Annotated in this window: 20 protein-coding genes, 1 other RNA gene and 2 pseudogenes; all 23 read right to left on the bottom strand. The window is 62.0% G+C overall.

From position 1 onward, the window contains the following. Positions 1-3 precede the first annotated feature (3 nt). Positions 4-885 (bottom strand): cell division protein FtsQ/DivIB, encoded by an 882-nt coding sequence (locus AC0L37_RS05395; protein ID WP_269369160.1) that lies wholly within the window; start codon positions 883-885, stop codon positions 4-6. Next, on the bottom strand, positions 873-1,793 hold the full coding sequence (locus tag AC0L37_RS05390; protein WP_212657396.1) for a D-alanine--D-alanine ligase: 921 nt from the start codon (positions 1,791-1,793) through the stop codon (positions 873-875). The genes AC0L37_RS05395 and AC0L37_RS05390 overlap by 13 nt, the downstream gene beginning before the upstream one ends. Positions 1,794-1,795: 2 nt before the next feature. Further along, positions 1,796-2,774, bottom strand: a pseudogene (gene murB / locus AC0L37_RS05385) (UDP-N-acetylmuramate dehydrogenase). Beyond that, entirely contained in the window at positions 2,771-4,189 is a 1,419-nt protein-coding gene (gene murC, locus AC0L37_RS05380) for a UDP-N-acetylmuramate--L-alanine ligase (RefSeq protein ID WP_269369157.1), read from the bottom strand. Before murC ends, murB begins: the two are co-directional and overlap by 4 nt. Next, positions 4,186-5,295: an undecaprenyldiphospho-muramoylpentapeptide beta-N-acetylglucosaminyltransferase gene (murG, locus tag AC0L37_RS05375; RefSeq protein WP_269369155.1), complete on the bottom strand. Its 1,110-nt coding sequence runs from the start codon at positions 5,293-5,295 to the stop codon at positions 4,186-4,188. Before murG ends, murC begins: the two co-directional genes overlap by 4 nt. Beyond that, a complete protein-coding gene (locus tag AC0L37_RS05370) occupies positions 5,292-6,461 on the bottom strand; it encodes an FtsW/RodA/SpoVE family cell cycle protein (RefSeq protein WP_212659099.1) in 1,170 nt (389 codons plus the stop codon). Before AC0L37_RS05370 ends, murG begins: the two co-directional genes overlap by 4 nt. 113 nt (positions 6,462-6,574) lie before the next feature. Next, on the bottom strand, positions 6,575-7,660 hold the full coding sequence (gene mraY / locus AC0L37_RS05365; RefSeq protein ID WP_212657392.1) for a phospho-N-acetylmuramoyl-pentapeptide-transferase: 1,086 nt from the start codon (positions 7,658-7,660) through the stop codon (positions 6,575-6,577). 27 nt (positions 7,661-7,687) lie between these two features. After that, positions 7,688-9,076, bottom strand: coding sequence for a UDP-N-acetylmuramoyl-tripeptide--D-alanyl-D-alanine ligase (locus tag AC0L37_RS05360; protein WP_282221779.1), 1,389 nt, complete (start codon positions 9,074-9,076; stop codon positions 7,688-7,690). Further along, positions 9,076-10,521, bottom strand: a complete 1,446-nt coding sequence (locus tag AC0L37_RS05355; protein WP_282221780.1) for a UDP-N-acetylmuramoyl-L-alanyl-D-glutamate--2,6-diaminopimelate ligase — start codon at positions 10,519-10,521, stop codon at positions 9,076-9,078. Before AC0L37_RS05355 ends, AC0L37_RS05360 begins: the two co-directional genes overlap by 1 nt. 24 nt (positions 10,522-10,545) lie before the next feature. Further along, entirely contained in the window at positions 10,546-12,255 is a 1,710-nt protein-coding gene (locus AC0L37_RS05350) for a peptidoglycan D,D-transpeptidase FtsI family protein (RefSeq protein WP_212657390.1), read from the bottom strand. Beyond that, positions 12,255-12,638 carry a cell division protein FtsL gene (gene ftsL, locus AC0L37_RS05345; RefSeq protein ID WP_212657389.1) on the bottom strand — a complete coding sequence of 128 codons (384 nt, stop codon included), beginning with the start codon at positions 12,636-12,638 and terminating at the stop codon, positions 12,255-12,257. The genes AC0L37_RS05350 and ftsL overlap by 1 nt, the downstream gene beginning before the upstream one ends. Beyond that, entirely contained in the window at positions 12,635-13,633 is a 999-nt protein-coding gene (gene rsmH, locus AC0L37_RS05340) for a 16S rRNA (cytosine(1402)-N(4))-methyltransferase RsmH (RefSeq protein ID WP_282221781.1), read from the bottom strand. The genes ftsL and rsmH overlap by 4 nt, the downstream gene beginning before the upstream one ends. 108 nt (positions 13,634-13,741) lie before the next feature. Beyond that, positions 13,742-14,710 (bottom strand): NAD(P)-dependent alcohol dehydrogenase, encoded by a 969-nt coding sequence (locus AC0L37_RS05335; protein ID WP_282221782.1) that lies wholly within the window; start codon positions 14,708-14,710, stop codon positions 13,742-13,744. A gap of 37 nt (positions 14,711-14,747) precedes the next feature. Further along, positions 14,748-14,984, bottom strand: a complete 237-nt coding sequence (locus AC0L37_RS05330) for a helix-turn-helix transcriptional regulator (protein ID WP_212657386.1) — start codon at positions 14,982-14,984, stop codon at positions 14,748-14,750. A 4-nt stretch (positions 14,985-14,988) separates the two neighbouring features. Further along, entirely contained in the window at positions 14,989-15,423 is a 435-nt protein-coding gene (locus AC0L37_RS05325) for a hypothetical protein (protein ID WP_282221783.1), read from the bottom strand. 215 nt (positions 15,424-15,638) lie between these two features. Continuing rightward, positions 15,639-16,919 carry a saccharopine dehydrogenase family protein gene (locus tag AC0L37_RS05320; RefSeq protein WP_282221784.1) on the bottom strand — a complete coding sequence of 427 codons (1,281 nt, stop codon included), beginning with the start codon at positions 16,917-16,919 and terminating at the stop codon, positions 15,639-15,641. Between the two features lie 44 nt (positions 16,920-16,963). Then, positions 16,964-18,063, bottom strand: a pseudogene (gene nspC, locus AC0L37_RS05315) (carboxynorspermidine decarboxylase). 146 nt (positions 18,064-18,209) lie between these two features. Further along, positions 18,210-18,601: RNase P RNA component class A (gene rnpB / locus AC0L37_RS05310), an RNA gene on the bottom strand. Positions 18,602-18,647: 46 nt separating this feature from the next. After that, entirely contained in the window at positions 18,648-19,427 is a 780-nt protein-coding gene (locus AC0L37_RS05305) for a TerB family tellurite resistance protein (RefSeq protein WP_282221785.1), read from the bottom strand. A gap of 89 nt (positions 19,428-19,516) precedes the next feature. After that, positions 19,517-20,281, bottom strand: a complete 765-nt coding sequence (locus tag AC0L37_RS05300; protein ID WP_282221786.1) for a hypothetical protein — start codon at positions 20,279-20,281, stop codon at positions 19,517-19,519. A gap of 188 nt (positions 20,282-20,469) precedes the next feature. Beyond that, positions 20,470-21,369 carry a methylenetetrahydrofolate reductase [NAD(P)H] gene (gene metF, locus AC0L37_RS05295; protein ID WP_212657381.1) on the bottom strand — a complete coding sequence of 300 codons (900 nt, stop codon included), beginning with the start codon at positions 21,367-21,369 and terminating at the stop codon, positions 20,470-20,472. Between the two features lie 14 nt (positions 21,370-21,383). Then, positions 21,384-22,334: an ArsR/SmtB family transcription factor gene (locus tag AC0L37_RS05290; RefSeq protein ID WP_212657380.1), complete on the bottom strand. Its 951-nt coding sequence runs from the start codon at positions 22,332-22,334 to the stop codon at positions 21,384-21,386. 150 nt (positions 22,335-22,484) lie between these two features. After that, positions 22,485-23,615, bottom strand: a complete 1,131-nt coding sequence (locus tag AC0L37_RS05285) for a DUF2336 domain-containing protein (RefSeq protein WP_212657379.1) — start codon at positions 23,613-23,615, stop codon at positions 22,485-22,487. Positions 23,616-23,651: the final 36 nt, after the last annotated feature.

The following is a 23,651-nucleotide window of genomic DNA, read 5'->3' as shown; positions in this document are numbered from 1 at the left end:
TCATCATTGGTCGTCGGCTTCTTCGTCAGATTGGGTGGGACGCACAGCCACAAGCCCGGCGACCCGCAGGTCGATCACCGAGACGTCGCGGTCGAGCAATTGATAATCGGCCTGATAGCCGACCAGGTGGCGCAGCGCGCCGGCAACGCCCAGTTCGGGCAATTGCACGCGCAGGCCGGTGTCATAGATCATGTCCCAGCGGCGGTCCGCGATACGCGACAGCGCCACCAGACCATCCTTGAGGGTGGGATATTGATCGAGCGCCCGGATCATCACCATGGCATCATCATTGGCGCCATCGCCCACCACCAGCGGCAGATCGCCATAGGCGCCCCGATCCTCGCCGATCTGTTCGCCACTGGCATCGACCACAAAGGTGATGCCATCAACGCGCCAGCGCGCCACAGGGGCCTTTTCGGTCAGCGTGATGGACAGATCGCCAGGATAGATCTTGCGCACGCTCACGGTGGCAATGGCCGGCAGTTCGGCAATCCGCTGCCGCGCGGCTTCGACATCGAACGCCACCGTGGAGGTGTGCGGCTCAACGCCCAGCGCATCGAAGATCGCCTGTTCGCTGGTCAGTGCCTGACCGGTAATCGAGATTTCGCCAATCGCCAGACCGGCATCGGCGAAGCGGCCCTGCGCAACTTCAACCAGAACCAGGCCACCATGGGCGATGGGTTCGCGTAGTTGATAGAGGGCCAGCAGGCCAGCAAGAGCGGCCGCGACGGTCAGCCCACGCTTGATCAGGGCGCCATGCAGCACCCAGACACGGCCGAGATTGTTGACGAATTTGCGGCGGGAGGAGCGGACAGGCACGGGCAATGCACGGGGATCCACGATCCGCGCACCAGCGAGAAAGGTCTCGCTTTTTACCTGTTGCAACTCGCGTCCTCCACCATCCAGGCGACTAATTCTTCAAAGGAGTGTCCGGCATGCACAGCCTGCTCGGGCACCAGCGATGTCTCGGTCATGCCAGGCTGGGTATTGATCTCCAGACAGACCAGTTCCCCATCCTCGCCGGCCGCGTCATTGTAGCGGAAATCACACCGGGTCACGCCGCGGCAGCCGAGCGCCGCATGCGCGGCAAGGCTCAGTTTTTGCACTTTGTCGTAAATTTTCGGTTGCAGCTGAGCCGGAATAATATGGGTTGAGCCGCCTTTGGCGTATTTGGCTTCATAGTTGTAGAAGCCCTGCGGAATGACGATTTCGGTGACGCCAAGCGCCACATCGCCCATCACCGAACACGTCAGCTCGCGCCCCGGAATATAGCGCTCCACCATCAGCTCTTCGCCCGAATTCCAGTCTTCGCGCAGGATTTCCTGTGGCGGATGGCTGGTATCGCCCTTGACGATGAACACGCCAAAGCTCGAACCATCAGCGATCGGCTTGATCACATAGGGTGGCGGCATCACATGGGCGCGTCCGGCTTCGGCCCGTGACACGATAACGTGATCGGTCACCGGCACGCCGGCCGCCTTCATGGCGATCTTGGCCTGATGCTTGTCCATGGCCAGCGCCGACGCCAGCACGCCCGAATGGGTATAGGGAATGCCCAGCAGCTCCAGCACACCTTGCATCATGCCGCTTTCGCCAAAGGGGCCATGCAGCGCATTGAACGCCACATCCGGCTTGAGTTCGCTCAGTACACTGGCAATGTCGCGCCCGACATCGACTTCGGTGACCTGATAGCCTGCCCGACGCAGTGCAGCGGCGCATTCCCGGCCCGAGGCAAGCGAAACAGGGCGCTCGTTGGACCAGCCCCCCATCAGCACGGCGACATGTTTGCTCATGGCTAGACCGCCCCCGTGAAGAAATCGCCGTCGAGAAACTCGCGGACTTCCCTGCCGGGTTCGAAATGACCCATGCGGCGGATTTCCCATTTCAGCTCGATGCCGGAATTGGCGCGCACCTTGTTGCGCACCGTTTCACCCAGCGTCTCGATGTCATGGGCCGTTGCGTTGTCGACATTGAGCAGGAAGTTGGCATGCAGTTCGCTCATCTGGGCGCCACCCACCCGCAGGCCACGGCCACCAGCGGCATCTACCAGCTTCCAGCTTGAATGGCCTTCGGGGTTCTTGAAGGTCGAACCGCCTGTCTTGGCCTTGGTCGGCTGGCTGGATCTCGCGCTTTTCGGTAATCTCGCGCATCCGGCTCAGGATCTCTTCGCGGTCGCCGCCAAAGCCCTGATAGACCGCCGAGACGAACACCGCCCCACGAGGGCCATTCGACTTGCGATAATGGTAGTCCATATCGGCATTGGTCAGCGTGATGATCTCGCCCTGCCGCGTCACGGCGCGCAGCTCGACCATGCGGTCGCGCGTCTCGGTGCCATAGCAGCCTGCATTCATGTAGAGCGCCCCGCCGATGCCGCCGGGAATGCCGCGATAAAAGGTCAACCCGTCAATGCCGGCTTCGGCCGCCGCTGTGGCCACCTTGACGTCCGGCAGCGAGGTACCGACGCGGATCTTGTGATCCTCCAGCACCTCGACCTGGCCAAAGGCCTTGCCCGAGAGCCGGATGACCACGCCATCAAGGCCGCCATCGCGGATCAGCAGGTTCGAGCCCAGCCCGATCACCGTCACGCGGATATCGGCGGGCAGGTTCTTCAAAAAGAACGCCAGGTCGGCTTCGTCAGCGGGCGTAAAGAACAGCTGCGCTGGCCCACCAACGCGGAACCAGGTGATTTCGCTGAGCAGTTGGTTGGGGATCAACCGGCCGCGGACTTCGGCAATCCAGGGCTGAAACGCGGGGATGAGATCGGGAAAGCTCACTTGACCTCCTCGCTCATCAGGGCCGCCAGCTCGCCGGGCAGCGTGGCCGCCCATTGCGTGATATTGCCTGCGCCCAGACACACGACATAATCGCCATCGGCCACCCGGCTGGCCAGCAGGGGCGCCAGGGCTTCGGGGCGATCGATCACCCGCGCATCGCGATGCCCGCGCGACAGGATGCGGTTGACCAGCTCTTCATGCGTCACGCCCTCGATAGGCTGTTCACCGGCGGCATAAACCGGCGCGACGATAACCGTATCGGCATCGTTGAAGCAGGCCGAGAAATCATCGAACAGATCCTTGAGGCGGCTATAGCGGTGCGGTTGCACCACGGCGATCACATCGCGCCGTGTCGACTCCCGCGCGGCCTTGAGCGCGGCGGTTATCTCGACAGGGTGATGACCGTAATCGTCGATGATGGTGACGCCTCCGACCACACCGGTCCGGGTGAAGCGGCGCTTGACGCCGGTAAAGCCCTTGAGCCCGGTGCGGATCGCCTCGGCCGGCACGTGCAGCTGATCGGCCACGGCAATAGCGGCCGTGGCATTGAGCGCATTGTGCACGCCCGGCATGGGCAGTTCGAGCCCATCGATACGCAATTGCGTCATGCGGATGCGGTCGCGGATTTCGATCGAAAAATGGCTCACGCCATCAATGGTTTCGAGATCCACCAGCCGCACATCGGCCTGCGGGTTCTGGCCATAGGTGATGACCCGGCGATCCTTGATCTCGCCGACCAGGGCCTGCACTTCGGGATGATCCAGACACATCACCGCAAAGCCGTAGAACGGCACGTTCTCGACGAACTGGTGAAACGCCTTCTGCACACCCTCGAAGCTGCCGTAATGGTCCAGATGTTCGGGGTCGATATTGGTGACCACGGCGACATCGGCGGGCAGCTTGACGAAGGTGCCGTCGCTCTCGTCGGCTTCCACCACCATCCATTCGCCAGCGCCCAGACGGGCATTGGTGCCATAGGCATTGATGATGCCGCCATTGATCACCGTCGGATCAAGATTGCCTGCATCAAGCAGCGCGGCCACCAGCGTTGTGGTGGTGGTCTTGCCATGGGTGCCACCAATGGCAATGGCAGTCTTGAAACGCATGATCTCGGCCAGCATCTCGGCCCGGCGCACGATCGGCAACTGGCGCGCACGTGCCGCCACCAATTCAGGATTGTCGCGCTTGATAGCTGAGGAAACCACAACAACCTCAGCGGCGCCCAGGTTGTCGCCGCTCTGGCCGATCTCGACCTTGATGCCCATATCGCGCAGGCGCTGCACATTGGGATTGGCCGAGGCGTCCGAGCCCTGCACGGTATAGCCCTGGTTGTGCAGGATTTCGGCGATGCCACTCATGCCAATGCCGCCGATACCAATGAAATGGACGGGGCCGATATTGCGAGGCATTTTCATAGATTGTGTTCCAGTACGGTCTTGCCCGAGAGCATTTCGGCGACGTCCGCCAGCTTCTCGACAGCGCGCGGCTGACCCAGCGAACGGGCAGCGGCGGCGGCTTGTGTGAGTTTTGACGGCTCGGATAACAGGTCTGTGAGCCGAGTGCCAAGCGATTGCGGCGACAGCGTGGCCTGCTCGGCGATCCAGGCGCCACCAGCCGCTTCCATCACCATGGCATTGTTCTTCTGATCGGCATCGATGGCGCCGGGCAGCGGCACCAGAATGGCCGGACGGCCCAGCACGGTCAGCTCGGCGATCGTGGAAGCACCCGAACGTCCGATCACCAGATGGGCGCGCGCGATGCGCTCGGGCAGGTCGCTGATGAAGGCGGCCAGTTCGACATTGATCTTGGCCTTGCGATAGGCCTCAGCGACCCGGTCGAGATCCTCGGCCCGGCATTGCTGCACGATCTGAACCCGGTGCCGCAGCCCATCGGGCAAGGCCGCGATGGCAGAGGGCACGATATCGGAGAGCGCCTTGGCGCCCTGGCTGCCGCCGAACACCACGATATGGATCGGTCCCTTGGGGGTCAGTTCGGGATAGGGCTCGCCGGCCACCGCCCGCACCCGGTCCCGCACCGGATTGCCGGTCAGCACCTGTTCGAGCGACTGCCCATCGGCGAATTTGGTCTTGGCAAAACTCATAGCCAGGATATCGGCGAAACGTACCAGGGCCCGGTTGGCCCGGCCCATCACGGCGTTCTGCTCGTGCAGGATGCCCGGAATGCCCAGAAAATTCGCTGCCAGAAAGGGCGGGAATGTCGGATAACCGCCAAAGCCGACCACGCAGTCGGGCTTGCTCTTGCGCAGCTTGCTCCAGGCCACGGCGATACCGCGCAGGATGACCAGCCCGCCAGTGACGAACTTGACCGGATTGCGCAGCGATGGTGTTGCCGATGGCACGATGTGAACCGCGCTGGCCGGGAAATCCCCACCATAGGAATCCACCCGGTGATCGGTCATCAGTTCGACCACATGGCCGCGCCGTCCCAGCTCCTGCGCCAGCGCCATGGCGGGAAACAGGTGTCCACCCGTGCCGCCGGCCATCAAGACAAATTTCTTCATTCTGCAGGCGCCAGTGGCGCAATGGCGCTTTTGAAGCTTGGAATTCCGGTGGCCATGCGTTCCTCGGGCTTGATGCGTGTAAAGGCCAGCATCAGACCCATGCCGAACGCCACCGCGATCATCGACGTACCACCATAGGAAACAAATGGCAGCGTCATGCCCTTGGGCGGGATCAGGTTCAGGTTCACAGCCAGATTGATGCCGGACTGCATGGCAAACTGGATGGCCAATGTGGACGCAGCAAGGCGGGAGAACAGGCTGCTCTGGCGCTGGGCGCCCATCATGGCCCGCAACACGATAAACGCGATCAGCGACACCAGCACCAGACAGAACAGAATGCCGAATTCACCGGCCGCTGCCGAGAACACATAGTCGGCATGGGCGTCGGGGATCAGCTTCTTGGCGATCGATTCACCGGGCCCGCGCCCGAACCAGCCGCCTTCAAGCAGCGACTGCAGCGCACGGTCGATCTGATAGGTATTGCCGCCCCCATCAGGGTTCAGGAAGGTATCGATGCGCTTGGAGAAATGCGGGAAGAACATGTAGGCGCCAAACAGCAGCACCCCGGCCACGCCCGCCAGTCCGAAAATGATGAACCAGGAAATGCCGCTGAGAAACAGCAGCACGGCCCAGGTCCCCAGCACCAGCGCGGTCTGCCCGATATCGGGCTGCAGCAGCAGGCCTACCACGATCACCAGCATGATGCCGGTGGCCAGCGCCTTTCCCGGCACGTTGCGGTGGATCATGGATTCCGAAAACAGCCAGGCGCTGAGAACGGCAAAGGCCGGCTTGACGAATTCGGACGGCTGGATGGACTGTCCGGCAAACGACATCCAGCGCCGCGCGCCCTTGACCTCGGTGCCAAACCGCAGCGTCGCCCACAGCAGCAGCACACTGACCACCAGCGTGGCCAGCGCGACGAAGCGTGCCTGACGATGATTGAGGAGCGAAGTCGCCAGCATGACTGGCAGCGCGATGGCGCAGAACATGGCGTGACGCAGCACGAAATGCCACTCCGACAGGCCAATGCGTTCGGCTACTGGCGGGCTCGCGGCAAAGCTGAGCACCATGCCGCAGGTGAGCAACAGGACCAGACCGCCCAGCAGCTCCCGGTCTATCGACCACCACCATTCCGCCAAAGGCGTCTTATCGGCACGGGAAAACATCATGGGAAAGCCGGACTACTCGATACAAACTATATCGAATTGTAGCAGGCCGATGGTTACCGATTTCCCAATCGTTCTTGCGTTTTGCGACTCTGTCGCCCCACGCGAGCCTTCTAGCGCAGCTTGAGGGTGCTCAGGCCGATCAGGGCCAGCACGAAGCTGATGATCCAGAACCGGATTACCACCTGGCTTTCAGTCCAGCCCAGATGCTCGAAATGGTGATGGATCGGCGCCATGCGGAACACGCGCTTGCCGGTCAGCCGGAACGAGACCACCTGCACGATCACCGAGACTGTCTCGAGCACGAACAGACCGCCAATGATGGCCAGCACGATTTCATGCTTGGTCGCCACGGCAATCGAGCCCAGCGCACCGCCCAGGGCGAGCGAGCCGGTATCGCCCATGAAGATCTGCGCCGGTGGGGCGTTGAACCACAAAAAGCCCAGGCCCGCGCCAATCAGCGCCCCGCAGACCACCGAGAGTTCGCCTGTGCCGGGGACATAGTTGAGCAGCAGATAGTCCGAGAAATTGACGCTACCCACCAGATAGGCGATCAGCGCGAAACAGGCAGCAGCGACCATTACCGGGACAATGGCCAGACCATCCAGACCATCGGTCAGGTTCACCGAATTGCCCGCAGCCACGACAACGAAGCCGCCGAACAGGATGTAGAAATAGCCCAGATTGAAGGCCAGATCCTTGACGAAGGGAAACAGCAGTGCGGTGCCGTACACACCCGAATTCAGCTGCGAAATCGCAAAGGCGGCAATACAGGCAATCAGCGCTTCAAGCAGCAGGCGCTGCTTGCTGCCAAAGCCCTGATGGCTCATCCGCTTGACCTTGAGATAGTCGTCGTAAAAGCCGATGGCGCCAAAGCCCAGCGTCACGAACAGCACCACCCAGACATAGCCATTGCCCAGATTGGCCCATAGCAGGGTCGAGAATACCGCGCCCGACAGGATCATCAGCCCGCCCATTGTGGGCGTGCCCTTCTTGGTCAGCAGGTGCCCGGCGGGCCCGTCTTCACGGATCGGCTGGCCCTTGCCCTGCTTGAGCCGCAACAGGGCAATCATCCCCGGACCAAACATGAACACGAAGAACAGTGCGGTGATAACCGCCCCGGCCGTGCGGAAGGTGATGTAGCGAAAGACGTTGAAGGCCGTGAGTGAATCGCCCAACTGGCCGAGGAAGTACAACATGAAAGACAGCGTCCTGAATGGCTGGGGTCAGTGGCTTTCGAACTGCTGACCGATCTTGTCGACAATATCCGACAGCCCCACGCCGTTGGACCCTTTGACCATAACTGCGTCGCCATAGGCAAGGTCATTGCGCAGAATGGGTGCCATCTCCGCCGCACTGTGTGTGTGTGCAGTCACACGGCTCCGGCCCAGCGCGTCGGCCAGCGCGGCCACCTCCTGCCCCACCAGATAGATACGCTCGGCGCCAGAGGCGAGCACCGCATCGCGCAGCCCCGCATGCAGCGCTGCGGACTGCGCGCCCAGCTCAAGCATGTCGCCCAGCACCACCACCTTGCGTCCGCCGGGGGCCTGCTGGGCCGCGAACACATCAAGCGCCGCACGCATTGAGGCGGTATTGGCATTGTAGCTTTCGTCAATCAGCAGCACCGGCTTTTCGGCAGGGCCGAGCAGCCGCCGCTGCCCCCTGCCCGCCTGCAGGCCGAACCCGGCCAGCGCCCGCAGCGCCACATCGATTTCCACACCCGCCTGATAGGCCACGGCGAGTGCTGCAGTGGCATTGGCCACCATATGGCGGCCCGGCACGTTGAGCACCAGGGCATGGCGTTCATCGTTATGCACAATGGTGGCAAAGCTCTTGTCAGCGGCCGTCTCGATCTCCAGAATCTGCCAGTCCGTACCGCGCGCCTCACCATAGGTGACGATATTGCCGATGCCATCGGCCCGCGCCTGCTCGAGCAGCACATTCAACTGTGGATGATCGGCATTGAGCACCGCCGTGCCCCCCGGCTCAATGCCGGCAAAGATTTCGGCCTTGGCCCGGGCAATGCCATCCAGCGAGCCGAAAGCCTCCAGATGCGCCGCGGCCACCGTGGTGATCACCGCGATATGGGGCCGCACCAATTGCGACAGCGGCCGGATTTCATCGGGTCCGCTCATGCCCATTTCGAACACGCCGAACTGCGCGCTTTCGGGCAGGCGCGCCAGCATTAGCGGCACACCCCAGTGATTGTTGAAGCTCTTGATCGAGGCGTGGGTTTCCGCCGCGTCCTCGAACACCGTGCGGATCGCTTCCTTGGTGGTGGTCTTGCCCACACTGCCGGTCACACCCACGATGATCGCCCGGCTGCGCGCCCTTGCGGCCCGCGCGAGATCGCACAGGCCCTCAAGCGCGTCATCCACCACGATGCGCCGGTCGCCACTGCCCCGGCTGACCAGCGCGGCAGCCGCGCCGTTGTTCAGCGCCTGATCGACAAAGTCATGCCCGTCAAAACGGTCGCCCTTGATGGCGACGAACAGGGCATCGGGGCCCAGTTCGCGGGAATCGATGGAGACCGCACCAAACGGGGTTCCGGTCAGCCCTTCGGCCTGCCCTTGCGTGGCGGCCAAAACCTCGTCGACCGTGAACAGTGTCGGCATTACAGCCCCTTGATTGCCTCCGCCACGACCTCATGGTCGGAGAAGTGATGTTTGGTGGTCCCGATGATCTGGTAATCCTCGTGGCCCTTGCCTGCAATGAGCAGCACATCACCTTTTTTGAGCGACTTGATGGCAGTGGTGATCGCTTCACGCCGATCGCCGATTTCCTTGGCACCCTTGGCCGCAGCCATGATCTCGGCCCGTATCTTCTTGGCGTCCTCGGTGCGCGGATTATCGTCGGTGACGATCAGATCGTCAGCCAGGCGATGCGCCACTTCGCCCATCATCGGGCGCTTGGCCTTGTCGCGATCGCCACCAGCGCCGAACACCACGCGCAGCTTGCCCGTCGCATAGGGGCGCAGCACGTTCAGCGCCGTTTCGAGCGCCACCGGCTTGTGGGAATAATCGATGAAGATCGCCGCGCCATTATGCTCGGCCACCAGTTCCAGCCGGCCCTTGGCGCCAACCAGTTCGCTCAGTGCCGGGAAGGCATCGGATTTGTCCACGCCGCTCGACATGGCCAGCGCCGCCGCCACAATGGCGTTCGACACTTGGAACTCACCGGTCAATGGCAGGTGAAAGCTCAGCTTTTCGCCGACATGACGCACTTCAACGCGCTGGCCATAGCCCTCGGGCTCGATCGAGAGCACTTCGATATAGGCGCCTTCGCGACCCACGGTCAGCAGCGTCGCCCCGGCGCTGAGCGCGGCGAACATGAACGGCTCATATTCTGGATCATCAACATTGACCACGGCCGGACCACTATCGACCAGCAGGTCGGTGAACAGGCGCAGCTTGGCGTTGCGGTATTCATCCATGTCGGCGTGATAGTCGAGATGGTCGTGGCTGAGATTGGTGAAGGCCACGGCTTCAAAATGCATGCCGTCCAGACGCCGCTGATCCAGCCCGTGGCTTGAGGCTTCCAATGCCACATGATCAATGCCCTGCGCCTTGAGCGCGCGCATCGACTGGTGCAGCGTGCGCGAATCCGGCGTTGTCAGGCTGCCCTGGATCAGACGGTTGGCGGTCTCGACGCCCAGCGTTCCGACGCTCGCCGAAGGGATGCCGGCATAGGTCCAGATCTGGCGCACAAACGAAGCGACCGAGGTCTTGCCATTGGTGCCGGTGACCGCAACGGTGATTTCGGGCTGCGGCTCGAATACGCGGGAGGCCGCGCGGGCGTAGGATGCCCGTACATCCTTGACCACGATCACCGGAACGCCCGGATCGCCGACCGGTGCGGTATCGGTGATCACGGCGAGCGCGCCGCGCTTGACCGCGTCATCGACAAACTGGTTGCCATGCACATTCAGGCCCGGCAGGGCGAAGAAGATGTCACCCGGCTCGATGCGCCGACTGTCTGAATTGAGCCCAAAGACTGCGCCCAGGCCCTTTTTGGGGCGGGCACCGGAGCCTTCGAGCAGTTGCGTTACGCTAAGTGACACTGGGACAAACCCTTCTGGATCGATCTATCGGAGTATTTTTGGAACGAGATTCTCATCGAGAACCTCGGCGAAATCAGGTGCAATACCCAGCATCGGGGCAACGCGTTGTACAATACGGCCGGTGACCATGCCGGCGTTCCAGCCAGCGGTAGAGCCCGTCTGCGCATTTTCGGCCTTGGGCTCATCCACCATGATCACCATTGCATAGCGCGGGTTATCAAGAGGGAAAGCCGATCCAAAGAAATTGGTAACCTTGCTGGACGAGTACTTGCCGTCCACGACCTTTTCGGCCGTGCCGGTCTTGCCGCCCACGCGATAGCCCTGGGCTTCCTTGTTCATCTGGCTGCCCGAACCCTCCAGCGCATTGAGCCGCATCAGGTAACGGATCTGGGCGCTGGTCTCGGGCTTGAGCACGGGCCGATAGAGCGCCTGCGCCTCGGCGGCATCACGCTTGTAAAGTGTTGGGGCGATGTAATTACCGCCGTTTACAAAGGCCGCGTAGGCGGTGACCATGTGCAGCGGCGACACCGACAGGCCATGGCCGAACGAGGCCGTGGCGGCCCCCACTTCGGAGAGTTCCTTGGGCACGCTGGGCAACCGCATCTCGGGCAGTTCGAACGGCACGCGCGTATCAAAGCCCATGCGGGTCAGGAAATCCCGGAAATTATCCTTGCCCATGGCCTGCATGATGCGGATCGTGCCGATATTGGAGGAGTACTTATACACCTCCGGCAAGCTGAGAACCCGGTGCTTGCCGTGGAAATCGTCGATCGTGTAACGGCCAAAGCGAATACCGAAGCGCGCGTCGAAATCATCGGTAATCTTGACCGAACCGCTGTCGAGCGCCCCCGCCATGGTGACCGTCTTGAAGATCGAGCCTGGCTCGAAAATGCCCGCCGTGATGCGGTTGAAGCTGTCCTTGACCAGTGCGGTCGCTGGCTCATTGGGATTGAAATCAGGCACCGATGCCAGCGCGATGACCTCGCCGGTATAGATATCCACCATCACCCCGGCCGCCGCGATCGCCGAATAGCGCTCCATGGCATTGAGCAATTGCTCGTGCATGACATGCTGCACCCGCATGTCCACGCTCAGTTCCACCGGCGCCAGTGCATTGCCGCGCGCCAGACCCAGATCCTGCAACAGTGCGACGTCCTCGCCATCCATGTGGCGCTCAATGCCGGCAATGCCCTGATTGTCGATATTGGTCGAACCCAGAATGTGGGAGGCTTCGCTCATGCCAGGATAAAAGCGCTTGGACTCGGTGATGAAATCAATCCCGGGAATACCCAGCCGCATCACCCGGTCCTGAATGGCTGGCGATAGCTCGCGCTGCACCCAGACGAAACCCTGATCGCCGGTCAGTCGGTCGCGCAACCAGTCCTCGCTCAGATCAGGCAGCACGGTACGCAGCTTGCGCACGGCTTCTTCGACATCGATGATCCGGCGCGGCTCGGCAAACAGCGACGGCACGCGGATATCGACCGCCATTTCCAGACCATTGCGATCCAGGATCGGTGGCCGCGTGGCGGTAATGACGTCGCGCGCCTGACCTTCAATGGTGGAGTCGGTTTCAACCAGCCCCAGCTGGATCAGCCGCCCGCCCACCAGACCAAAGCCCAGCACCAGCGCCAGGATCATCCAGCGAATACGGGCCTGAGTGAGATTGCCGCGCACCTTGCGCGCGCCATCAAGGGCAATGGTCGGGCCGTGACCATCTGCAGTGATCGCCATTATTCGATGCCCTCCAGTTCCAGGATCGCGTCGATCGGGTCGATACCGGCCTCAAGCGCGGTGAACAGGGAATCCATGGCGGCGCTGTTGGGCTTGACCGGACGCATGGGCAGATCGGCAAAAGCGCCGAACTGCTCCTGCTTGACCGGCTCCACGCCCAGTGCTGCAGCATGCCGCTGAATGATCGGCTCGATATGGCCGGGCTGGTTGAGCACCGCCTCATCGGCCTTGAGCAGCGACAGATCGCCCTCCTGCGCATCGATCTGGGCGATCAGCGCCGTGCGTTCGCTGGCCGTGTTCTCGATGGAGAATTTGAGCGCATAGACGCCTGCCAGCATGAACACGCTGGTAAAGATCAGGATGATGTTGAGGCTGCGGATCATGCTTCACGCACCTTGGGAACACCCAGACCATCAAACTTGACGGGACGACTATCAGCATCCGAACGCGTCGCGGCCCGCAACACGGCCGAGCGCGCCCGCGGATTGCCGCTTAGTTCGGCTTCGCCGGCCTTGCGAGCCTTGGCCACCTCGACCCAGCGCCGTGCTTCGGTCTGCACCTGTGGCATGTGTCGCGATTGCGACGGACCGCCCTTTTCGGGATCAAAGAAGCGTTTGACGATGCGGTCTTCGAGCGAATGAAAGCTCACCACCACCAGCCGCCCACCCTCATCGAGCAGACGCTCGGCAGCAAACAGCGCTTCGACCAGCTGGTCGAACTCGGCATTGACGGCGATCCGCAGTGCCTGAAACGAGCGCGTCGCCGGATGCGCATCGCCCGGCTTGCGACCGATGGATTTTTCAATGATGCGGGCCAGCTCCAGCGTCGTTTCGATGGGCTTGGTTTCGCGCGCCGCCACGATGAACTGGGCGATGCGGCGCGATTTGCGCTCTTCACCAAAAGCATAGAGCAGATTGGCCAATTGCTCGGTTTCCAGCGCGTTGACCAGATCGGCTGCGCTCTCACCGCTGCCGCTCATGCGCATGTCGAGTGGCCCATCGCGCATGAAGGAAAAGCCGCGCTCGGCCTGATCGAGCTGCATGGACGACACGCCGATATCGAGCACCACGCCGTCAATCGGGCCATGGTCGGCGGCAAGGCTGTCGAGCTGGGAGAAGGTTCCCGGCACAAAGAAGAACCGATCGTCAAATTCGGCGCTCAGCGCATCGGCAAACGGTTGCACACTGGGATCGCGGTCAATGGCGATAACGGTGGCACCTGCCTCCAGCATGGCGCGCGAATAGCCGCCAGCGCCAAAGGTGCCGTCGACAATCCGCTTGCCTGCGATGGGGTCGAACGCCGCAAGAACCTCGTCCAGCAGGACGGGGACATGCGGGCCAGCCTGGGAACTGGTATCGGGCATGGAACGCTTGCCCATAAAGGCCACTACTCCGCGTGCCGGCGCAACATGCCGGTTGGTACACTAGAGCTTACTTTGACCCACGACGTTTAAGATTCTGTTTCCCATGCGCGCTCCGGCGCCAATTCACATCGTCACCAGAACATCACCGGCCTTGGTTTCGCTATCGACATAGCGATGCGCCTCGACAATCTCGGCCAGCGCGAAGCGGCGATCAATCACCGGCCGCACTGCGCCCGCTGCCAGAAGATCATTGAGTACTTCGATATCCTTGAGCTTGTCAGCCTCAGGCCGCAGACCCGTAGTGGCCAGCTTGGCGCGCTTGGGCCCCTTGCGGGTGGTCAGCATGTCCCACAGAATGCCAAAGCTCATCACTGTGGTCAGATAGATCCCGTCAGCCTTGAGCGCATCGCGGCTTTTGGCAAAACCCGACTTGCCCACCGCGTCAAAGATCACGTCATAGGCCGCGCGCGCCGTGGTAAAATCACGCTGGGTCCGGTCAATCACATGATCCGCCCCCAGCGCTCGCACCATCTCGGCGTTGCGCCCGCTGACGACGGCCGTCACTTCGGCTCCGAAATGCTTGGCCAGTTGCACCGCGACTGCGCCAATGCTGCCCGCAGCGCCGTTGATCAGCACCTTGCTGCCGGGTCCCACCTGTCCCTCATCGCGGATGAACGGCATCGCCGTCAGATAGCTGTAGGCCAATCCCGCCAGCGGCGCGAGTTCGACGCCGTCAGGCGCAAGCACTATGGCACCGTCCTGCTTGACCCGGACGTATTCTGCCATGCCGCCAAGATTGGGCCCCACCGAGCCATAGACTGCATCGCCGATCTTGAACCGCGTTACCTTGCTGCCCACCGCATCGACCACGCCGGCAATCGCATCGCCCAGAATGGTCATTTTGGGCCGGAACAATCCGCCAAACAGCCGGATGATCACCGGATCGGCCTTGCGGAAGGCGCTGTCAGCCAGCGTCACCGTGGTGGCGACCACCCGCACCAGAATTTCATCCTCCTGCGGCACCGGCTTGGCGATGTCGCGCACTTCAATAACCTCGGGGCCGCCATAGCGGCTCTGCATTGCAGCTTTCATGGTTCTGTCTCTTCTCAATATCTGTGTCGGTTCGGCCCTAGGCCGCAGGTCCATCTGGCGGCGCCCACTGAAACACCTGATCGAGCGGCACCGCGAAGGCCGCCGCGATCCGGAAGGCCACCTCCAGCGAGGGCGAATAGCGACCCTGCTCGATGGCCACGATGGTCTGGCGCGTCACCCCGACCTTTTCCGCCAGCGCTGCCTGGGTCATTTCCCCGGCATGAAAGCGCAGCGTACGGATTGTGTTAGTGATGCTTGGCTGTCCCTTACCCATGGTGTCAGCCGATCCGGTAATAGATGAGCTCGGAAATGGCATTGACGGTGCCGCCCAGCAGCGGTGCAAAGAACAGCCCATAAACCGCCAGCGTCACGTCAGCGCCCATGGCCAGCGGGATCAGCAGCAGCGCTGCCGCAATCGAGGTGGCAAATCCGCTATTGCGCTGGCTGCGCGCCGAAATCGACGCATCGCGCTCGTCACTTGGCTCATCCTTGAATTCGCTGCGCTGGATGATCGAAATGACAATCGTCGCCAGGATCGCCCCGACAATATTGAAGACCACCAGCCCGCCAACGGCCCACAGCATCTTGACCGCCACGCTGGCCGCGCTGGCATCCACCAGCCCGCCATTGGCCGCATCCCAACCCAGCCAGCCCAAGACCAGCGCCACCCCAGCCAATTGCACACCGGCCATCATCTCTTTGTACGACATCATCTTTCCCACCTTAGTGTCATGTAAGTTGGCCTCTATGTATGCCTACAACGACATCATGTCAACTATTTCATACATTACGTCGCAAAAAAACGTCTTCGCGTCGGACAAAGACGACACGTCGGGCACTAAGCCCTTGTTTCAAAGGTAGATCCAGAAACAAAAAACGGCCGGGGTTTCCCCCGGCCGCTTCATCATGCACTGAACCCTGCCCCGCCTCAGGCGCGGGACTTGGTCTTTTGCCGTTCGGTGCGGAACTCGGCCGGATCGAACGCGCGGTCGCCCTTGGCGTCGCGCAGGCGGGTGGCCAGGCCCATCTCACCGATCAGTTCGATGAAGGGCAGCGGTGGCAGCTCTTCGATATTGGCCATGTGGTGGCAATCCCAAACGCCCTTGGCGATCAGGATCGCGGCGGCCACCACCGGCACGCCGGCCGTATAGGAGATCGCCTGGCTATTGGTCTCGGCATAGGTCTCTTCGTGGTCACAGATGTTGTAGACCAGCAGCTCCGCCGCTTCGCCGTCGCGCTCGCCAGCGATCAGATCGCCGATAAAGGTCTTGCCGGCATAATCGGGCGCCAGCGACACCGGATCGGGCAGCACCGCCTTGACCACCTTGAGCGGCACGATCTCGACGCCCTCGGCAGTGGTCACCGGCTGCTCGGACAGCAGGCCAAGGTTCTTGAGCACCGTGAACACATTGATGTAGTGCTCGCCAAAACCCATCCAGAACCGGATATCGGGCACATCCAGATTGGCCGAGAGCGAGTGGATTTCGTCATGGCCGGTCAGATAGGTAGTGTGGTTGCCCACCACCGGCAGATCGTCGGTTCGGTTGACCTCGAACATCGCATTGGCGGTCCACTGGCTGTTCTGCCAGCTCCACACCGTGCCGGTGAATTCGCGGAAATTGATCTCGGGATCGAAATTGGTCGCGAAATAGCGTCCATGGCTGCCCGCATTGACGTCGATGATATCGATGCTGGCGATGGAGTCGAAATAGTGCCGGGCCGCCATCGCCGCATAGGCATTGACCACACCGGGATCAAAGCCGGCACCCAGAATGGCGGTGACGCCCTTGCGCTCGCAGCTGTCGCGGTGTTTCCACTCGTAATTGCCATACCAGGGTGGCGTTTCGCAGATCTTGCCGGGCTCTTCGTGAATGGCCGTGTCGATATAGGCAGCCCCGGTTTCCACGCAGGCCTGTAACACGCTCATGTTCAGGAAAGCCGAGCCGGCATTGATGACAATCTGGCTCTTGGTCTGGGCGATCAGTACCTTGGTGGCCGCGACATCGAGCGCGTCCAGGGCGTGGGCGGCCAAAACGCCCGGGCGCTTGAGCGCCTTTTTGTCCAGAATGCCGGCGATGATCGCCTCGCATTTCGAGACGGTGCGGGAGGCAATATGGATGTCCCCCAGCACGTCGTTGTGCATTGCAGCTTTAAAGGCGGCGACCTGCGCCACACCTCCGGCACCGATGATCAAAACGTTCTTTTTCAATTGGCACGAAACACCTTTTCAAGGGGAATAGGATCAGCGCTTTCTCAGGAAAGGCTGGCGACGTAGTCGGCATAATCGAAGGCCCGTATGGTCTCGATATGGCCATTCTGGCGGCGAATGGCGATGGCCGGCATGCCCACCCCATTGAACCAGTTCTTCTTGACCATTGTATACCCCCCGCATTGAGCAGGGAGATGCGGTCACCAATGGCCAGCGGCGCGGGGAAGCTGAACTCCCCGAACACATCACCGGCCAGACAGGATTTACCGGCCACGAAATAGCTGTGCGGCCCCGCATTGGGTGCCACATTGGCGCTCTCGCGATAGACCAGCAGGTCGAGCATGTGCGCCTCCACGGCGCTGTCGACGATAGCAACGGGCTTGCCGTTCTCAATGATGTCGAGCACGCTGACTTCAAGCGTGGTGGTATCGGTCACCACGGTATCGCCGGGCTCAAGATACACCTGTACGCCAAACTTTTCGGCAAACGCCTTGAGCCGCGCCGCCAGCTGATCGATCGGGTAGCCCTCCTTGGTGAAGTGAATACCGCCCCCCAGGCTGACCCAGTCCAGCCGCGTCAGCAGAGCGCCAAGCCGCTCTTCGATCTGGTCAAGCAGCGCCGAAAACGCACTGACCGAGTCATTCTCGCAATTGCAGTGCAGCATGAAGCCGCTGACGCGATCCATCACGCTTTCAATGCGCGCCAGCTCGGTTTCGCCCAAGCGGCTATAGGGGCGCGCCGGATCGGCCAGATCGAAATGGGAATGGCTGACGCCCGGATTGACCCGCAGCCCGATCGGCAGATGGCTTGCCTTGGCTGCGAACCGCTCAAGCTGATTGGCCGAATTGAAGATGATCTTGTCGGCATGGCTGATCACATCGTCGATCTCGCCATCCGAATAGGCCACCGAATAGGCATGGGTTTCGCCGCCGAACTTTTCGCGGCCCAGCCGCACTTCGTTCAGCGAGGACGAGGTCGTGCCATCCATGTGCGGGGAGATCTGCGCAAAGGTCGACCAGGTGGCAAAGCACTTCAGCGCCAGCAGGCATTTGGCGCCCGAGGCAGCGCGCAGCTGGTCGATCCGCGCCAGATTGCGCGCCAGTGCGGTTTCGTCGATCAGATAATAGGGGGTAGCCAGGGGCATCGCGCGTACCGAACTCTTTGAAGCGTGTGCCCGCCAGGAAGTACGGCGGAATGCGAAGGCGCTCATGTAGCCAGCCTGCCGCCAACACGCAAGAGGCGCGGCGGGAACCCTGACATGCGCAGGCCGCGTATTCCGATCAGAAGGTAAACGCCAGTTGACCTATAAGCCGGGTTCTGTAGGGCACGTGCCCGAAGGCGCGTACGTGGTGACCATTCATCTGCGACGCCTGTTACCAGACGCCTCGTGCAACCAACCCGGATGATCTGGCCTCAAAACCGGCTGGGGTCGAAACCCCGCGTCATCCCTATTTGGTCTTGCTCCCGGTGGGGTTTACCGTGCGGTCTCCATTGCTGGACACCCGGTGCGCTCTTACCGCACCCTTTCACCCTTACCGTGCCGAGGCACGGCGGTATACTTTCTGTGGCACTTTCCCTGAGGTCGCCCTCGCCGGCCATTAACCGGCACCGTGTTTCGATGGAGCCCGGACTTTCCTCCAGCAGCAGGTTACCCCACTGCCAGCGGCCACCCGGTCAACTGGCTGGCGTGGTGTAGAGAGGTATGGGCCACCCCGTCAAGTCAGCGGTCTAGGCCGAGGTCAGCAGCGGCTGCGCCACCGGCTTGGTCAGCGCCTGATAGGCCAGGTTGATCGACTTCATCCGGGCCGTGGCCACATCGATCAGTTCTTCGGGCACACCGCGGGCAATCAGCCGGTCTGGATGATGCTCGGATACCAGCAGGCGATAGACCCGCTTGACCTCGTGATCGGGCGCATTGGGCGACAGCCCCAGCACGGCATAGGGGTCCACCCCGGCTTCAAGCCGGACATGCTGGCTGGCCATCTGCTCGAAGCGCACCTCGTCAAACCCGAAAATGTCGCTGACCGACTTCAGATAGTCCAGCTCGGCCGGATGCACCACGCCATCGGCAGTGGCGATGAAGAACAGGCTGTCGAGCACATGCTCCAGCGTTTCAGGACTATCGGCAAAAAAGCGCCGGACCTTGCGCGCATAGGTATCAAACCCCGCCACATCCTGCTTGGCCAGGTTGAACAACCGCTGCACGGCCTCTTCATTGCCCTCGGCGATTTCTGCGGTGGCGCGGAAGGCGCGCTCTTCGGAAGCCGTGACAATGCCATCCGAGACCGCCATCTTGGCCGCCAGCGCGATCAGGGCCAGCGTAAACGCCGCATCGCGCCCACCGGGCAACCAGGTATCGGGGTCAAGCGCATTGATCAGCGATCCGGCCAGACCGGTGCGCTGACTGAACGAACCGACAAAGTCCGACAGCCGCTGCCACATCTGGGATTTTACTTCGGTTTTGCGCAGGCACTGCAACACGGGGGCATCGCCTTTCGTGAATGTCACGGACGGACAGGGTCCGGCGCGACTAGGTTACTAACAATAACCGGTCCCGACCGCCGGGTCCACCGCCACACACGCATGGCCGATCTACGCTAGTTGGCAAACGGGAAATAGAATTCGTCTGCCGGTCCAATCAGGCGATCTCTTTGCCGGGCCCGGTTCGGGCCCTCATCAAGAAAGAACCCATCGGGATCATAGCCGGGGTCCACCTGACCGGCTGCCTGACGCTTGGCCAGAAATTCCGATAGCGGCCCGCTTTCCCAGTCTTCCAGATCGCGTGCCGTGACCGCTGCAGGCGGCGTCACGCTGGCTGGAATGACCACCTGCGGCGCGTTATTGGTATAGGTCACCGTGGCTGTGCTGCGCGGCTCTGGCCGCATCGAGAGCGGCATTGGCATCGGGGCAACCCGCGCTGGCGGCAGCGCCGCCACGTCAATCGGATCGATCTCGGCGTCAATCACCAGCGGTGCCTCTGCAGGTGCTTTCTCCTGCGCGCGCGGCGCCGCGCTGTCCCCACCGGTAATATAGCTGGGCAGCGGCTTGCCGGTGCTCAGATAACCATCGACCACATCGCCGCTCTTGGCTGTCGTGGCCACCACGGCAGGCGTAGCAGGCTTGGCTGGCGTAACCGGGGCCACAGGGGTCGGCTTTGCCGCAATTTCGGCCACCGGCCGTGTAGCAGGTTGCGGTGCCACAGGCGCCGGCGCTGCGGGCTCGGGCGCCAATGCCGCGACCTGCGCGCCTGGCGTGCGCTCCGCCATAAACTGGGCGCTGACCACGTCAGCCACCGGAATACCGATAACCAGAACCACCCCGGCCCAGGCCAGGCCATTGGTAATGCGACGATCGATCTGCATGCTGTTACGTCCCGTAATGCGGTTCGCCCCTAGCGGTGAAGGAGCGCGGTTTCGTGGCCATTTTATGAAGGCGCCACACTGTCTCAATGCAGCCCGTCATCTGAACCGGGTCTGAATGACGCTTTTCAGACCGTAAAACCGGCGGGCGGCGGCTTCATGCCACCGCCTTGCCGCCAAAGCAAGGGCACTCAGGCCACAGGACGACGTCCCAGAATACGCGCCAGCGCCAGAGCCAGTGGCGAGCGGTTATGAGTATAGATGTGGAACTCGGTCACGCCCTCATCCAGCAGCTCGGTAACCTGCTCGGCCGCAACGGCCGATGCCACCAGCGCATGGGTCTCGGGCTCATCATCAAGCCCGTCAAACCGCTCAGCCAGCCAGGCTGGAATTGAGGTCCCGCAGCGACCGGCAAAACTGGAAATCTGCTTGAAGCTGTGGATCGGCTGGATGCCTGGCACGATCGGCGCGGTAATACCCGCAGCCCGCGCCCGCTCGAGATAGCGCAGGTAGTCGCCATTGGAGAAGAACATCTGCGTGATGGCGCGGTCGGCACCACCATCCAGCTTGCGCTTGAGATTGTCGATCTCGACGTCCCAGCTTTCGCTTTGCGGGTGCTTTTCGGGATAGGCGGCGACCGAAATATCGAAATCTCCAATGCGCCGAATGCCTGCCACCAGATCGGCGGCATTCTGATAGCCTTCCGGGTGAGGCGTGAACGGCTGGCCAACACCCTCTGGTGGATCGCCACGCAGCGCGACAATGCGGTTGATGCCCGCGGCCTGATAGCCGCGCACCACCGCGTCCACTTCGTCGCGCGAGGCGCCGACACAGGTCAGGTGCGCCGCCGCATCCACACCGGTATCTTTCTTGATTGAGCTGACCATGCGCAGTGTCCGCTCGCGGGTGGTACCGCCAGCGCCATAGGTCACCGAGACAAAGCGCGGCTTGAGTGGCGCCAGCTTGTGCACGCTGTCCCAGAAGCGCTCTTCCATTGCGTCATTCTTGGGCGGAAAGAACTCAAACGAGATCTGCAGTTCCGGGCGCTGATCCGCGGTCTGCCGACTGGCCCGCACATTATCGTCGATCATCAAACTTGCTCCGTTCAGGTCTTGTCGCTGAGGCGCCAGAGGCAGACCGTCAAGCCACGTTCAGTGTTCTCGCTGGGGAATTCCTGCGCGCTCTGCACGCTCAGTCCGGCCGCCATCGCCCAGCCGCGCATTTGTTCGTCCGACAGCCCCAGCCGCCGATGCGCATGCTCGCTGCGCAAAAACTCCAGATCATGCGGGGCGAAGTCCACGATGAGCATGTCGCCGCCCGGCTTGAGCAGGCGTCGCGCCTGCGCCAGCATGCGGCCCGGATCGTCGAAATAGTGCAGCACCTGGTGGATCACCACCACATCGGCCAGTCCCACCGACACATCCAGATCGCCAATATCGCCAAGCCGCACCTGCGCATGGCCAATGCCCGCACTGCCCAGCCGGGCACGGGCAACGGCCAGCATCTCGCGGCTGGAATCGAGCCCCACGCCGCGCTTGTAGCGATCGGCGAGCACTTCAAGCATGCGCCCCGTGCCGGTACCCAGATCAATCAGGGTATCGACCTGTCGGCCATCGAGCGCCGCGACCACCGCCGACTCCACCGCCTCCTCAGGCACCTGCAGCGTCTTGAGCAGGTCCCAGCTGCTGGCCACAGTGTCGAAATATTCGTTGGCCTGCGCCTGCTGACTGGCACGCACGGCTGCCTGCCGTTCGATATCGCGGCGACGATCGCCATCGGCATCATCGAGCCGGGCAATCAGCCAGCGGGCCAGATCGGCACCATCGCCATCCTGAGCCAGCCCGTAATAGGCCCAGGCGCCTTCAGCATTGCGCCGCACCAGTCCGGCATCCGCCAACAGCTTGAGGTGGCGCGACACGCGCGGCTGGCTCTGCTTGAGGATTTCGGTAAGGTCCTTGACCGAATGGTCGCCATCAGCCAGCAATGCCAACAGGCGCACCCGGGTCCCCTCACCCGCCGCCTTCAACACCCCAACCAGTTCCGACAACTCAGCCAACGCACCCTCGCAAAGATATAAAGATGTCTTTATATCCGGTTCGCAGAGCAGGTCCAGAGGGAATTGCGATCAACCGCTATCGTATTGAAAACAAATCACCCCCAGGCAAGCCCGGGGGTGAAGTTATGTCCGTGCATGGGGACAGTGAAACTAGGCGCTGGCGGCCATACGCTCTTCGGTGGCGGCCCGCTTGCGGAACGAATGCGCGCGCCACAGCTCAAAGATATTGGCCGCTTCTTCGCGCTCAATGGCCTCGAACCGGCTCACCACCATCTTGGTGTCCTGCGTCGTGGGCAAATCGCGCCACGGCATGGTCGCAAAGATCGCCTCGAACAGGTCGGGCGCCAGACCCGCTGCCCGCAGGGCGATGGTCATGGCCACATAGTCCTGGCTGGCGAGCCATTTGACGAACACTTCGGGCTTCACCTGCAGGATCACGGTCAGCGCTGCGGCCGAGTGATGGCCGTAGCCAAACCGGGCAAACCGCGCCAGGGCACGCTCATTGAGTTGCTTGCGATCGCTCAGCGCCTTGACCTGATTATAGGCCACCTTCCACTCAGTCGACGAGAAGCCGGCGCGGTTGCGCATGCGGTTATAGACGACCGCATTGACCTTGCCGACCGTGACCGGATCGACGCCACGGTTCATCTCGCCCAGCGTTTCGAGCACCTTGGAGGCGACATCGTCAATTTCACCACGCAGCGAAGCCCAGTCGATATCGGTGCGACCACGCAGATCGGCAGCGATCTCGACATCCTTGGCCGCGCGCTCAACCAGCTTTTCCAGCGTCGCCTTGTGCAACTCGGCATTGGTATTGCGCACCAGACGCACCACCGAGCCGGTCTGGCCATGGTCGACAATGGCATCACCAACCCGCTCAGCTACCTTGTGGCGGCTGGCAATGGCTTCGCGATGCTGGTCGGATTGATGGGTGATGATGTCGATAAGATCATCATCGGAAAGTACCTTGGAGAACTGCAGCAGCGGCCTGGCGACTTCAATGTCGTCATTGGCCAGCTTGACCACCACCGTACCCGGCGCCCGGTCAAGCGGCGCCAGAAGGCTGGCGACATGGGCCCGCGCTTCAATCTCGACAAATTCGGCGAGCTGACACAGCACTTCGTCATACTGGGCGACCTGCTCATCATCGCACCGGTCCGAAACATAACTGAACAGCTCAGCCATATTGCGGAACAGGTCTTCGCGCTCGGAGTGGTTGCCTTCGCCATTCAGAACCCGAAAGCTCGAAAACGCCCGCTGCCCTTGATCAAGCTCGCTCATCGTCAGTCTCCCGGCTTCTGCCGTCAATAACACTGC

The organism is Devosia sp. J2-20, assembly GCF_055808475.1.
This window is presented reverse-complemented; position numbering and strand designations above follow the sequence as displayed.